Genomic DNA, 14,244 nt, shown 5'->3' with positions numbered 1-14,244 from the left:
GCTGTATTTCGTATTTTTTTGTCTTTTTTTTGCTGCTTGTTCATTAGATACTGCTTGTTGAATCAATTGATTGTTCACGCGAAGTAAAGGAAATGCATGTTAAGAATGAATAAAACGATTATTGCTCTCACGCTGCTGTTAATGGGAAACGTTACCTTTGCCGACGAACAAACCAATAACTATGAACTGGCAGTTAAGGCTTATCAATTAGGTGACGAGAATGAAGCCTTCATTCATTTGAAAAATGCCTTAAAAGCAAATCCACAACATCTCTCTTCTAAATTGTTATTAGCTAAAGTGTATTTTAATGCAAATAACTTAGCTGCAGCAGAGGAGCAGTTAGAAGAAGCTTTATCTCTAGGTGCGGATATTAATCTGGTTCTCCCCTTGCTCGGTAACGTGCTATTGCTGCAAGGGAAAGTTGACGCTGTGTTGGCGCTAGAGCAACGTTCTGCTGAGTTTTCAAAAAATAGTCAATTTGAATGGAAGCTATTACGTGGACGCATCTATTTACGCAAATCACAAGTTGAGCTCGCGAAGTTAGAATTTGAACAAGCACTGCAGTTGGCGCCGAATCAATCGAGTGCAATCAATACGCTGGCAACCCTTTATTTAGCTCAAAAGGAATACCTTTTAGCGGATAAATTAGTCACTCACTCCTTAGCAATTAACAATAATAATGAACGAACTTGGAAGTTGAAGGGTGATCTGGTCGCGGCTCAAGGCATGCTCGAGCAAGCTTTGGTGAGTTATGAACATGCTATTTCCATTGATCCAGAGGATCCTAAGATATTGCGTAGTTTGGTGATGACCAATCTTAAGTTGAATCGTCTTGAGCAAGCTAAGCATTACCTACAGCGTATTCAAAAACAAACCCCCAATGATCCGACTGCCATTCTGATCAATGCGACCTTACTCGCGAAGCAAGACGAATTTGAGCTTGCAGAGCAAAGCCTGGCCGAGTTATCCCAGAAAATTTCTGCAGCGGAAGGGAGTGAGTTAACTGACCCCAGTATGCTGCTGTTTATTCAAGGCGCATCGGAGTTTATTCGCCAGAATGATGAAAAAGCGCAACAGTATTTGAGTCAGTATTTAAAGGCAAAACCGAGTGACTTAGGGGCGACTCGAATGTTGGCCAAGGTTTACCTTCGCTCAGATCAGGCTTATAAGTTGCAATTATTGCTACAAGATAATTTCGAATACATTCTTCCCGATCTGGGTTTATCAGCACAGTTGGTCTATTTGTATATTGAATCCGGGCGAATTCGGGCGGCGCAACAAGCTTTTGAACAGATGCGGGCGTACCATAGTAAATCTAATTATATTGGTATTTTAGAAGCTGAGTTATTACGCGCGAGTGGGGAGCCTCAACAAGCATTTTTGCAGCTCACGTCTTTGCCTTATAGTGATGATCAATCGCCTTTAAAATGGTTGCAACTCAAAGGAGAGTTGGCTTTAGAAATTGATGATATAGATGCGGCGAAACTAAGCATCGATAGCCTGATTAAACGTAAGGTGAATACGACTCAGGCCCAAAATTTGATTGCCGCCTATTATATTAAGATGAATCAAGCTGATTTAGCTCTTCAATATCTAAATAAAGTATTAGCGAAAAGTCCAGAAAATATCAGTGCAATGTTTAATAAGGCGCTGATTTTTCAAACGAATAATGATCTTGACCAAGCCTTGACCATCTTTCAACAAATTCTAAAAATTGAACCTCAGCATTCACCGAGTCACTTAGTTGTCGCCCGTATTTACTTCCAACAACAAGCCTATGCTGATGCGACAGCTCAGCTAGATAAAGTATTGATATATGAGCCGGATAATCGTGTAGCGAAAGAGTTGAAATTAGATATTTATATGCAAACTCAACAATGGCCCTTAGCCTTAACTTTAGTGGAAAAGTTGAATAGAGAATATATTCTAAATGAGGCTTACCTGACTCGTTATGCCGAGATATTGATACAATTAGAGCGCTATCAAGATACAGCCTACCCTTTAGGTTTGTTAGATAGTTTATGGAAGGAACAAGCCCCTAAACTGAAGTTGCTTGCAAGCTTGCAAGTAAGAGCGAAGGATCTTGATGGGGCGAAAGCGAGCTTGGCAAAAGCCCGCGCTTTAGCCCCAGAAGATATGTCAACCTTGCTCATGCAAGGGCAAATCGACTTGGCTCAAGCAAACATCGCCAGTGCTGAAGTTGTGGTGAGCCAATTGACAGAACAATTTGGTGAAAGCAGCGAATTATATGCTTTGCAAGGTGGCATATTTCTCGCTAAAGATGATCCCTTGGCAGCCCAGAAAGCTTATAGCCAAGCCTTGACTCTAAATAAATTTAATCGAGGTGCTGCAATTCATCTATATCAACTGGCGCAACAAAATATAGCAGTTGATGAGTTCACTGAACAGTTTGAAGGTTTACTTGATAACAGTTCGCAAATGGCTTGGCATCGCCGCTTGTTAGCCGATACTTATATGCGGCAAAAAAATTATGCCAAGGCCCAATCGCACTATGAAGCCTTGCGTAAATTCCCAAGCCTAAAAGATGAGCCTAGTTTAATTAATAACTTGGCTAATATTTATGCGAAGAGTGATTTAGATAAGGCTTTTGCTTTGATCGAAATTAGCCTTCAACAAGGTAGTAAAAGTTCAGCGACGCTGGATACAATTGGTTGGATAGAAGCCCAGCGAAGTCACTTCGACCAAGCCTTGTTGTATTTGCGGGAAGCTTATACCACCGATTCCTCGGATCCAACGATTCGTTATCACCTTGCCTATGTTTTAGCCAAGCTAGGTCGTGTCACAGAGGCCAAAATTGAATTGAAAGCGGCTTTGGCTATTGCGCAAAATTTTGCGGAATATGAAGACGCAAAACAATTGCTCAGCGATTTAGAAAAGAATAAAGCCTAATAAACAAAAGTCATCTGGGAGCGTCTTATACTCATGATCCGAGAGATGATACCCTCTCGGATTTTTTATTGCTGCTCCTTTGCCGTAACAGTGAATATTCGCCATGCGAGTGGGGCCATTAATCGCACTATTTAGTACATTCTTGGCGCTGTCGAATATGCAGCCTGTTGCGCGGGATCTGCCTGTTGAAGACGCTGTAAGTTTTTCAGCTTTACTTCGCAAAAGTAGATTTTTCGCTTGTCTACGGGTTTTTGATAACAAGAAAAACCGTTGTGCTATGCCATTTACTCTTCGAAATTAAACGGGAAAAGGCTTAGCAAGTCCCAATAAGCACAGCCCAAGGATCGGTTGGCGTAAATCGACAATTTGATTCGGCCAAACGAAGCAGGCCTAGAAATAAAAATGCCGTTCAAGAGCTATGAACGGCATGACTTGCTTGGTGAGCTTGCTAGTTGATCCGTTTGTACTTGATACGGTGCGGTTGAGCCGCAGCTTCACCAATGGTTTCTTTGAGCCACGCTTCATACTCGGTAAAGTTACCAGCATGGAAGTTCACCTGTCCCTCATCTCGGTAGTCGAGAATATGGGTAGCAATGCGGTCTAGGAACCAACGGTCATGTGAAATGACCATGGCACAGCCGGCAAACTCTAGCAGTGCATTCTCCAGCGCACGTAGGGTTTCAATGTCTAAATCGTTGGTCGGTTCATCGAGCAGCAATACATTGCCACCCGCTTGTAATAACTTGGCTAAATGTAAACGCCCGCGCTCACCACCAGAGAGTTCTCCAACCCGTTTTTGCTGGTCGGAGCCTTTGAAGTTAAAACGTCCCACATAGGCTCGGCTTGGGATTTCGATATTACCGATCTTGAGAATATCGGAGCCTCCAGAGACCTCTTGCCAAACGCTTGCTTTATTGTCCATGTCATCACGAAACTGATCAACACTGGCAATTTGTACGGTATCTCCCACCTCGATATTCCCAGAATCTGCTTGTTCAACACCGGTAATCATTTTAAACAGAGTCGACTTACCTGCACCATTCGGTCCAATGATCCCAACAATAGCTCCCTTTGGAATGCTAAACGATAAGTCGTTAATCAGGACTCGACCATCGAAGGACTTACTGAGATTGGTAACATCAATCACCTTGTCGCCGAGTCGCTGGGCGGCAGGGATGAATAGCTCATTGGTTTCATTACGACTTTGGAAGCTTTGGTTATTTAGTTCTTCAAAACGAGCCATACGAGACTTACTCTTGCTTTGGCGACCTTTAGCATTAGAGCGAACCCATTCCAACTCTTTCTGAATCGATTTCATACGTGCTTTTTCTTGAGATGCTTCTTGGCTTAAGCGGTTTTCTTTTTGTTCTAGCCAAGAAGAGTAATTTCCTTCCCAAGGAATACCTTCACCGCGATCGAGTTCAAGGATCCAGCCAGCGACATTGTCGAGGAAGTACCGATCGTGGGTTACGGCAACAACGGTGCCTTCATAGTCATGTAAGAAACGCTCCAACCATGCGACGGACTCAGCATCCAAGTGGTTGGTTGGTTCATCGAGTAACAGCATGTCTGGTTTTTCTAGTAATAGTCGACATAAGGCGACGCGACGTCGCTCACCACCGGAAAGTTGTGCTATTTTTGCGTCCCAATCAGGGAGGCGTAATGCGTCGGCGGCACGCTCTAATTGGTTGTCGAGGCTATGCGCATCATGAGTGGCTAAGATAGCCTCCAATTCTCCTTGCTCTTGGGCGAGCGCATCAAAATCAGCGTCGGGTTCGGCGTAAGCTGCGTACACTTCATCGAGTCTAACTTGGGCGTTTTTAACCACCGCAACCGCTTCTTCTACAACTTCGCGAACCGTTTTGCTTAAATCCATTTGCGGTTCTTGAGGAAGGTAGCCAATTTTGGTCCCAGGGTTAGCACGGGCTTCACCTTCAATTTCAGTGTCGACCCCAGCCATAATGCGTAACAAGGTAGATTTACCTGCGCCATTTAAACCTAATACGCCAATTTTTGCGCCTGGGAAAAAGCTTAAGGAAATATTTTTTAGGATATGCTTTTTAGGGGGAACGATTTTACCAACACGGTTCATCGTATAAATAAATTGGGCCATTCGCCTTTCCTTTAAGATGTCTTAATAATTTGCTGTGTTTTGTAAAGATATAAACAGCTTCAATACCATAGGACGCTATGATACTGGCTTCGTTAAGGGATACTAGGGGAAGAATAATTTATTGTTTAAGTTTTTGAAGTGACATGATGGATCCTTCACGATGTTCTGAGCTTTATCATTTTCTTTATTCATTTAAAGCGTGTTCCAATTTATCGGTATTTAGTGTTATGTTTGTCATACATTTATCAGACTAAAGTTACTCATGAAACGAATGCTGTTTGCTTGCTTGGCTCTATGCTTAGCATTTTCTGCTGCTGCTCTCACCTATGACTTACCAAACGAAGGAAGCCGATTGATTGGCGGAAATCAGTGGCATACGGTACAAAAAGGTGAAACTGTTGCGATGATTGCCGAACATTATCAAGTCGGTTTTTTAGCGATGATGGCTGCCAATAAAGAGGTGGATCCCTTTCTCCCCAAACCGGGTACCAAGTTGTTGATCCCCACCCAAATTCTATTACCGAATGCAGAATATCAAGGGGTGGTGGTTAACTTGGCTGAATTACGTTTGTACTATTTTCATCCTGATTCGCGCAAAGTAGATGTTTTTCCTATTGGTATCGGTCGGATCGGCAGAGAAACGCCGGAGATGAAAACCGTGGTTAGCCAAAAACGTGAAAAACCAACCTGGACTCCAACCCAAAATATCCGTAATGAATATGCAGCGAAAGGGGTGATTTTGCCAAAAGTGGTGCCAGCTGGGCCCGAAAATCCTCTCGGTGAATATGCATTAAGGCTTGCCTATGGAAGCGGCGAGTATTTAATCCATGGAACTAACAAAGAGTTTGGTGTGGGCTTAAGAGTGAGCTCAGGTTGTATTCGTTTATTTCCTAAGGATATCGAGTATTTATTTAAGCAGGTCGCGCTAAACACACCAGTCAGGATTATTGATCAATCTATCAAACACTCTGCTGAGCCCAATGGCGAATATTTACTTGAAGTACACCAACCTTTAAATCGTTCGATAGAAGAAGTACATCAAGCTACTTCTTTGAAGCTGACTCGCGAAGATATAAAGTTTGTGACGCAAACTGGCGTGGATAGTGCCATTGTGAATCAAGCGCTGAAAAATCAGCAAGGGATTGCCCTGTTGGTCGGCGAAAAACGCGGATAAAAAAAGGTGATGCTAAGCATCACCTTTGACTACATCAGCAGTTACTTACTTAGTGTAAGAAGATGCGATGTTATTAATACGTTCGTTGGCACGCATCGCTTCAGCTTTTGCTTGATCAGCACTCATTTGAGCTGATTTGATGTCGCCACTTAAAGAGCTTTGCTCAGTACGAAGAGCTGCAACTTCGTTAGACAAGGCGTCTACTTTGTCGCTTAAAGATTGTACGTTGTTTTCTAGAGCTGTGGTGTTAGTACAACCCGCTAGTAAAATAGTAGAAGCAATAGCGCCTGCAACTAAAAACTTATTCATGGTAAGTCCGTCCTTTTTTATCAATTCTAGCGATCGATATTAGATCGTCGATTTGTTTATGCAAAGCCATTCACTGCGAGCAGTGAGCCGCTGCTATGATTATGGCTCAATAATATCAAGCTGCAAGCCTTTGTTGATAAAAGCAAAAGAAAATTGTGTGTAATACAGGTATTTAAGTCTTTCGGTAACAACTTATTAACATGTTGGTGGAACCTTTCAAAAAATATGTTAATACAAACGCATTGTTCAGATTGTGTGAATATTGGCAACTTTATTTAAGCAGCTTTATCAACTTTCTAAGCATAGACATCAAGTATTCGCTAAGCCACGCACTGCGTTGTGCTTAGCAAGATGAAAAATGTTTATTGGCGTAAAAGTTAAGTCGCAAGCGTTCTGCTACTGAGTTGCAGGCACTGAAATGCCCGCTTGTTCCCCTTGCTGGTTGAGCTAAGTGTATTTTTATTGAGCTAGGAGATATGTAGCTTGCTTCATTTGCGTTAACCTTGGTCGCTGTTCCTTGTAAAAAGGTTGCTACTGCAGTTTACTCGTGTTTCGGCTGATTGCCGTTGTGCGTAGATTGATCGACAATGCCGATGATTTGCATCATCTGCTTTGTTTAAATGCCATCATGACAGATGCTTAATCGTCCTTAAATAGTCTGAGCGGGTATAGCTAATTAGCTTTTGTTAGAAGTTTTTTAAAGGTGAATAAATTTCATAAACTTTAAAGCAAGTGAGTAAAAAATTGCTTATTCTCGCTAGAAATCTCATCATACTTCGGTGAAGATGAGTGAAGTATTGGCTTGAATGCTCCTTTGTGGTGACCGTTTATAAGCTAAAATTTTACTGTGATCTGTAAGGGACTCAGGTTAGAATGCGCCTTCGCAAAATCACCCACCAACATGTTATATAAGAGTCAGGAGATACTGATGTTAAAGCGTGATATGAATATCGCCGATTACGATGCCGAACTATGGCAAGCCATTACGAAAGAAGAAGTTCGCCAAGAAGAGCATATCGAATTGATTGCTTCTGAGAACTATGCCAGCCCACGTGTAATGGAAGCACAAGGCTCTTACCTCACTAACAAGTACGCTGAAGGTTACCCTGGTAAGCGTTACTATGGTGGTTGTGAGTATGTTGACCAAGCAGAAATGCTCGCGATTGAGCGTGCAAAAAAATTGTTTGGTGCCGATTATGCTAACGTTCAACCTCACGCTGGTTCACAAGCAAACTCAGCTGTTTTTATGGCTTTACTGAATGCGGGTGATACGGTTTTAGGAATGAGCTTAGCGCACGGTGGTCATTTAACTCACGGTGCGAGCGTTAGCTTCTCTGGTAAAATCTATAATGCTGTTCAGTATGGCATTAATCCAGAAACTGGTGAGTTAGATTATGAAGAAGTTGAGCGCTTAGCAAAACAACATAAACCTAAAATGATTATAGCTGGTTTCTCTGCATATTCAGGGGTCGTTGATTGGCAACGCTTCCGTGATATCGCGGATCAAGTCGGTGCTTACCTATTTGTAGATATGGCCCACATTGCTGGTTTGGTCGCTGCAGGTTTATATCCAAACCCAGTGCCAATTGCTGATGTGGTGACAACCACAACGCATAAAACTTTAGCGGGTCCACGCGGTGGTTTGATTTTGGCTCGTGCTAACGAAGCCATTGAGAAAAAGCTAAATTCAGCGGTATTCCCCGGTGGTCAAGGTGGTCCTTTGATGCATGTGATCGCTGCTAAAGCGGTCGCTTTTAAAGAAGCGATGGAGCCAGAGTTCAAGCAATACCAACAGCGCGTCTTAGATAACGCTAAAGCGATGGTTGCGGTGATGCAAGAGCGTGGTTATAAAATCGTGTCAAATGGTACTGAAAACCATTTGTTCTTGGTCGATTTAATCGACAAAGATATTACGGGCAAAGATGCTGACGCAGCTCTGGGTCGCGCCAATATTACGGTGAACAAAAACTCGGTGCCAAATGATCCTCGTTCACCTTTTGTGACCAGTGGTTTACGTATTGGTACTCCAGCAATTACTCGTCGCGGTATTGATGTCGCAGCTGCAAAAGAGCTTGCGGGCTGGATGTGTGATGTACTGGATAATTTACAAGATGATACTGTTATTGAGCGTGTCAAAGGCCAAGTGTTAGAACTTTGCCAACGTTTCCCTGTCTATGGTTAAGTAGCCAGTGAAATAGTTAGGGACTAACAGTGTTAAAAAAGGAGGCTTTGAGCCTCTTTTTTTTATTGGTGTGTAAAATAGACTTTGTTGTCAATAACTACTATTGTTTTATTTATTACTAGTGGGTTGGGTTCAGTAATGATACTACTTTATTATTGGTGCTATTTTTGCTTGTTATCTCAAATAGTAAGGAACAGTCAAATTACTACCGTGGTTGGTCAATTCTAAGAGAGAGAAATGTAATGGATATGAGCACTTTAAAAAATGCAAAGCGTTTGGTGATCCTACAGTTGTTTATTTGGGGGGCTTTTATGTTGTTAGTGCTTGCTAATTAGCGAAGGTAAACCGCTATCGTGCATTTTTATATGTGCAGTCTAGCTATTTTCGTCGAGCTGCTTGCATACGGCGGCGTTCGCTATCCTACTCTTTAACTCTCAGTCTTCGGGTTCGAGCCTTACAGGTTTATGTCTCGTAGGTTAAACTATGCATCTTCATTGTATCAATGCCTCGTATTTAGAATTAATCATGCGGTGATATTTTTAGCCGGGTAATTATTTTGCCGTGAGCAAAGCTACGCTATCCCAATGGCCTTACTACCAGAGTTTGTTGCTCTTTATAAACATGTAATTTTTATCCTTCTCAGGGCGGGCGAGAGCGTGAATGCCGATTCATTGAGCAAGGTGATGGTGTTGCCAAACGAGTGTGTAAATCATCCATTTAGTGTGCAACTACTGTTTGAGTATCGATCAGAGTCAGCTCCAATAAAGTTGGCTTCCTCCTTGGTGATTCTTTTGATAAGAGGATTACTTTTGGTCGAACTGGAGTGAGCAAAGCTTATAGTCAAATATACTCGTAATAGCGGTAAGCATATTCTAAATATATCTAGTTAGTTGATACTGTGCTTGGAATCGTTGAGTTGTGAGCATTATTATTTGGCTAAATATAGGTATTTACTGTTGTAGATGAGCGCTATTTTGGAACGAGCTGATAAACTATGTATGGTGTGATTCATCAGTGCGAATGATTTTAAGCTGCAAAATATTCCTCACTTAGCTTATAGCGAGCCTGTACCTTCGTTGCCTAACCGGATAAAATCACGGCAGGTTTTTTAAAGGTTATGCGCATGTACTGTCCATTTTGTTCCGCTCATGAAACTAAAGTTATTGATTCTCGTTTGGTTGCTGATGGCCACCAAGTGCGCAGACGTCGAGAATGTTTAGAGTGTCATGAGCGTTTTACCTCATTTGAAGTCGCGGAACTGGTGATGCCCCGAGTTATCAAAGGCAACGGTATTCGCGAACCTTTTAATGAAGAGAAAATGCGCTCAGGTATGATGCGCGCGCTAGAAAAGCGTCCTGTGAGTGTTGATCAGGTTGAACAAGCGGTGAACAAAATAAAGTCTCACCTTCGAGCCACTGGTGAGCGAGAAGTCGAGACCAAACTGATTGGTAAGGTGGTGATGGAGCAGTTGATCATGTTGGATAAAGTCGCTTATGTGCGGTTTGCATCGGTTTATCATTCTTTTGAAGACATTAAAGAGTTTAGCGAAGAGATTGCTAAGTTGGAAAAGTAGCGAATGTTTTCTGCACTTGATTGTCAATTTATGGCTCGGGCGATAGCCTTAGCGAAGCTGGGCCGATATACCACGGCACCAAATCCTAACGTTGGTTGTGTCATTGTTAAAGATGGTCGTATCATCGGTGAAGGTTACCATCGACAAGCGGGTCAAGGACACGCTGAGGTAAACGCAGTTACGGATGCAAAACAAGCCGGTTTCAGCCTTGATGGCGCGTGTTGTTATGTCACCTTAGAACCTTGTAGCCATGTAGGTCGAACTGGTTCTTGTGCTGCCATGATCGTCGAGCTAGGGATCACGGAAGTGGTAATTGCTATGATTGATCCCAACCCACAAGTCGCGGGCAAGGGAATTGCCATGCTCGAACAGGCAGGCGTTAAGGTTCGTCTTGGCTTAATGGAATCGGCGGCTCGTGCGTTAAATCCTGGCTTCTTGAGCCGAGTTGAGCGAAAGCGACCCTTTGTACGCTTAAAGCTAGCGGGTTCTATCGATGCTAAAACGGCATTAGCCAATGGTGAAAGTCAGTGGATTACCTCGACTCATGCCCGCAGTGATGTGCAACGAGAGCGGGCTGCTAGTCACGCTATATTATCCACTGCAACAACTGTCATTCGGGATAACGCAAGTTTAAATGTACGTCATCATCAACTGGGCAGCTTGGCTGAACAGCTCGATCGATCGACCTTACGCCAGCCGCTTAGGGTGATTATCGATCGTCAGCAACGCTTGAACTCTGCGCCAAAAACACTGGATATTTTTAAGGACCCATCATCGCTATGCTTGGCTGGGTTTGCTGAGCAAAACCAACTTGATGTGGCGAAACAATTCACAATTGCTAAGGGTGAGCATTGGTTAGAGCGCCTTATGGCAGCTTTAGCTTCCGCGGAGATTAATGACTTGTGGGTCGAAGCTGGGGCCAGTTTGGCGGCAGCTTTACTCAAAGCAAATTTGGTTGACCAGTTGATTGTTTATCAGGCGGGGCTACTGATGGGCGCGGATGCTCAAAGTTTGGTGGCTCTTAACGGATACCAACAGATGAAGCAGCTTCAATCTTGGCGTTGCCTAGATATTCGTCGTATTGGTCCAGACACAAAAACCATCTGGGTTCCCCAGAATGAGGAAGCGTAATAATAATGTTTACTGGTATCATTGAAGCTCTCGGTGAAATAAAGAGCTTGGAGCATCGTCAGGGTGATGTACGTTTGAGAATTGCCTGCGCCAAGCTAAATATGGAAGATGTTTGTTTAGGGGATAGTATTGCAGTTAACGGGATTTGTTTAACTGTGGTTGAGTATGGCGGACAATATTTTTGTGCAGATGTCTCAACTGAAACCTTGAGTCTAACTTCTTTAGCTGGTTGTAAGCAGGGTGATAAAGTGAACTTGGAAAAGGCGATGTTAGCCACAAGTCGCTTTGGGGGACATATTGTTAGTGGACATGTGGATGGTTTAGCCGAAGTACTTAGCATTAGTCCTAGTGCCCGTGCGGTGAACATTTGGCTACAAGTCCCCAAGGATCTCGCGCGTTATATTGCCCATAAGGGTTCGGTCACTGTCGATGGCATTAGTCTCACGGTGAATGAGGTCAATCAGCAACAGTTGCGCCTGACTATCATTCCGCATACAGCTGAACAAACAACCATTGCAAATTGGTCTGTAGGTCAAAAAATTAACTTGGAAGTCGATGTCATCGCTCGCTATGTGGAGCGATTATTTGGTTACGCAGAAGAGAATAAATCATCATCGAAGATCGATGCTGCATTTCTAGCGCAACATGGTTTTGTGAAATAAAGCGGTGCCTAGTGCTCCAAAGGCTAGCACGCTAAATAGGCCCCCTTATTAAGTTTAGAAGGTTTGTTATGTCATTAAGCAGTATTGAAGAAATTATTGAAGATTTACGCCATGGAAAAATGGTGGTGCTCATGGATGATGAAGATCGTGAGAACGAAGGCGATATTATTATGGCCGCAGACATGGTGACCCCAGAAGCGATCAATTTCATGGCCACCCATGGTCGCGGTCTAATTTGTTTACCCATGACGAGACAGCGTTGTCAGCAACTCAAATTGCCACTGATGGTAGATGTAAACACCGAACAATTTTCAACCAATTTTACCGTTTCTATTGAAGCGGCAGAAGGTGTAACTACCGGCATTTCAGCCGCCGATCGTGCTCGCACTGTACAAGCCGCCGTGGCTGCAAATGCTGGGCCTGCGGACATCGTGATGCCTGGGCATATCTTTCCTTTAATGGCTCAAGAAGGTGGGGTGCTAACCCGTGCCGGGCATACTGAAGCGGGGGTTGATCTTGCGCGTTTAGCCGGGCGAGAACCAGCAGCAGTGATTGTTGAGGTTTTGAATCAAGATGGCAGCATGGCGCGTCGCCCAGATCTAGAAGTTTTTTGCCAGCAACATGGTTTAAAAATAGGCACAATTGCTGACTTAATCGAATATCGTAACAATCATGAAACCACCATTGAGCGAGTAGCTGAGTGTGAAATGCCAACCCGTTACGGTAATTTCAAATTGATTAGCTACCGAGATACCATCGACAACAAAGTTCATTTTGTGATGCAAGCGGGTGAAGTACAAGCCGAGCAAGCAAGCCTAGTGAGAGTTCATTTACATAATCCTTTCAGCGACTTACTGGCAAGTGACCGGGCCGGAAAAATGAGTTGGCCACTTGATAAAGCCTTAGCCAAAATCGCCGATGAGAAAGGGATATTAGTATTACTGAGTACCGACGATAATGGTGATAATTTGCTTGAACAGGTGAAAGCTTTTGCTTTGCAAGATATCGGTGAAACACCAGCCCCAAAAGAAGCTCAAAGTGCTTCGCGAATGGTGGGCGTTGGTTCGCAGATTTTAGCTGATCTTGGGGTAAGTAAAATGCGCTTGTTGAGTTCACCTAAGCGTTATCACGCCCTCTCTGGGTTTGGCCTTGAGGTGGTTGAATATATCGACCAAGAATAGCTCGCACAAATTTGAGCAAATGAATTAAATTACCAGTCTATCCTTATTGTTGTGCTAGAATAGCGCGATTTTTTTGATGGACTCAAAGAAAAGGCAAAAGATTTATGAAAGTAATAGAGGCAAATTTAGCGGCTCCGAATGCTAAAGTCGCGATTGTTATTGCTCGTTTTAACAGCTTTATTAATGAGAATTTGTTATCAGGGGCTGTGGACACATTGACCCGCCAAGGTGGTTTGAATGACGATAATATTACCGTTGTTCGCGTCCCGGGCGCTGTAGAAATTCCTTTAGCAGCCAAGCGTATCGCCGCATCTAAAAAGTACGATGCAATTATTGCTTTAGGTACCGTGATTCGTGGCGGTACTTACCACTTTGAACTGGTGTCTAATGAATGTCATAAGGGCTTGGCTCAAGTGATGTTGGAGTTTGATATTCCGGTATCGTTTGGAGTGTTAACTACCGAGTCTATTGAACAGGCGATTGAACGCGCTGGTACTAAAATGGGTAATAAAGGTACTGAAGCCGCCCTAAGCGCTTTAGAAATGATTAACTTAGTTAATCAGATAGAAGTTTAAATTGAGGATCTCTCTGTGAAACCAGCTGCACGTCGTAAAGCTAGGCAATTTGCTACTCAGGCAATTTATCAATGGCAAGTGACCAAGGACAGCGTTGCTACTATCGAACATCAGTTCTTAACCGAACAGGATATGAGTAAAGCCGATGTTCCTTATTTTTCTACTTTAATTGCTGGTGTTGTTGGCAATAGTGATAAGCTGGATGCAGCGATGAGTTCATCGTTATCGCGTAAGTTAGAAGAGTTAGATTTAGTTGAACACGCAATTTTATTGATTGGTGTTTATGAGTTGTTGATGGTAACTGATGTTCCACCCAAAGTGGTCATCAATGAAGCGATTGAACTCGCAAAGTCTTTTGCTGCCGAAGATAGCCATAAATTTGTGAATGGCGTATTAGATAAAGTACTTCGTTTACAACAATTTAAGTCATAGTT

Annotated in this window: 11 protein-coding genes; 9 read left to right on the top strand and 2 right to left on the bottom strand. The window is 43.1% G+C overall.

The window, feature by feature from the left end; translation table 11 throughout:
• Positions 1 to 96: 96 nt before the first annotated feature.
• Positions 97 to 2,910, top strand: a complete 2,814-nt coding sequence (gene prsT / locus ACRRSX_RS15510; RefSeq protein ID WP_432452301.1) for an XrtA/PEP-CTERM system TPR-repeat protein PrsT — start codon at positions 97 to 99, stop codon at positions 2,908 to 2,910.
• A gap of 448 nt (positions 2,911 to 3,358) precedes the next feature.
• On the opposite strand, the gene ettA is transcribed toward prsT, so the two are convergent.
• Positions 3,359 to 5,023 (bottom strand): energy-dependent translational throttle protein EttA, encoded by a 1,665-nt coding sequence (gene ettA / locus ACRRSX_RS15505; RefSeq protein ID WP_432452302.1) that lies wholly within the window; start codon positions 5,021 to 5,023, stop codon positions 3,359 to 3,361.
• A gap of 262 nt (positions 5,024 to 5,285) precedes the next feature.
• Here ettA and ACRRSX_RS15500 point away from each other — a divergent pair, with 262 nt between their 5' ends.
• Positions 5,286 to 6,197: a L,D-transpeptidase family protein gene (locus ACRRSX_RS15500; protein ID WP_432452303.1), complete on the top strand. Its 912-nt coding sequence runs from the start codon at positions 5,286 to 5,288 to the stop codon at positions 6,195 to 6,197.
• Positions 6,198 to 6,242: 45 nt separating this feature from the next.
• Here ACRRSX_RS15500 and ACRRSX_RS15495 read toward each other — a convergent pair whose 3' ends face one another.
• Positions 6,243 to 6,506, bottom strand: coding sequence for an Lpp/OprI family alanine-zipper lipoprotein (locus ACRRSX_RS15495; protein WP_432452304.1), 264 nt, complete (start codon positions 6,504 to 6,506; stop codon positions 6,243 to 6,245).
• Between the two features lie 928 nt (positions 6,507 to 7,434).
• Between ACRRSX_RS15495 and glyA the strand changes: the two genes are divergently transcribed.
• The 7 genes from glyA to nusB all read left to right on the top strand — a co-directional run bounded on the left by glyA (position 7,435) and on the right by nusB (position 14,242).
• Positions 7,435 to 8,688 (top strand): serine hydroxymethyltransferase, encoded by a 1,254-nt coding sequence (glyA, locus tag ACRRSX_RS15490; RefSeq protein WP_432452305.1) that lies wholly within the window; start codon positions 7,435 to 7,437, stop codon positions 8,686 to 8,688.
• Positions 8,689 to 9,811: 1,123 nt separating this feature from the next.
• Positions 9,812 to 10,261, top strand: coding sequence for a transcriptional regulator NrdR (gene nrdR, locus ACRRSX_RS15485; protein WP_432452306.1), 450 nt, complete (start codon positions 9,812 to 9,814; stop codon positions 10,259 to 10,261).
• Positions 10,262 to 10,264: 3 nt separating this feature from the next.
• Positions 10,265 to 11,392, top strand: coding sequence for a bifunctional diaminohydroxyphosphoribosylaminopyrimidine deaminase/5-amino-6-(5-phosphoribosylamino)uracil reductase RibD (ribD, locus tag ACRRSX_RS15480; RefSeq protein WP_432452307.1), 1,128 nt, complete (start codon positions 10,265 to 10,267; stop codon positions 11,390 to 11,392).
• Between the two features lie 5 nt (positions 11,393 to 11,397).
• Positions 11,398 to 12,054 (top strand): riboflavin synthase, encoded by a 657-nt coding sequence (locus ACRRSX_RS15475; protein ID WP_432452308.1) that lies wholly within the window; start codon positions 11,398 to 11,400, stop codon positions 12,052 to 12,054.
• A gap of 68 nt (positions 12,055 to 12,122) precedes the next feature.
• Positions 12,123 to 13,235: a bifunctional 3,4-dihydroxy-2-butanone-4-phosphate synthase/GTP cyclohydrolase II gene (gene ribBA / locus ACRRSX_RS15470; RefSeq protein ID WP_432452309.1), complete on the top strand. Its 1,113-nt coding sequence runs from the start codon at positions 12,123 to 12,125 to the stop codon at positions 13,233 to 13,235.
• Positions 13,236 to 13,339: 104 nt separating this feature from the next.
• Positions 13,340 to 13,810, top strand: a complete 471-nt coding sequence (ribH, locus tag ACRRSX_RS15465) for a 6,7-dimethyl-8-ribityllumazine synthase (protein WP_432452310.1) — start codon at positions 13,340 to 13,342, stop codon at positions 13,808 to 13,810.
• 15 nt (positions 13,811 to 13,825) lie between these two features.
• Positions 13,826 to 14,242, top strand: a complete 417-nt coding sequence (nusB, locus tag ACRRSX_RS15460) for a transcription antitermination factor NusB (RefSeq protein ID WP_432452311.1) — start codon at positions 13,826 to 13,828, stop codon at positions 14,240 to 14,242.
• Positions 14,243 to 14,244: the final 2 nt, after the last annotated feature.

It is taken from the genome of Agarivorans sp. QJM3NY_30, from assembly GCF_050870855.2.
Lineage (GTDB): Bacteria > Pseudomonadota > Gammaproteobacteria > Enterobacterales > Celerinatantimonadaceae > Agarivorans.
Note: the sequence above shows the minus strand (reverse complement) of the source record. Positions and strands in the feature narration are given on the sequence as shown.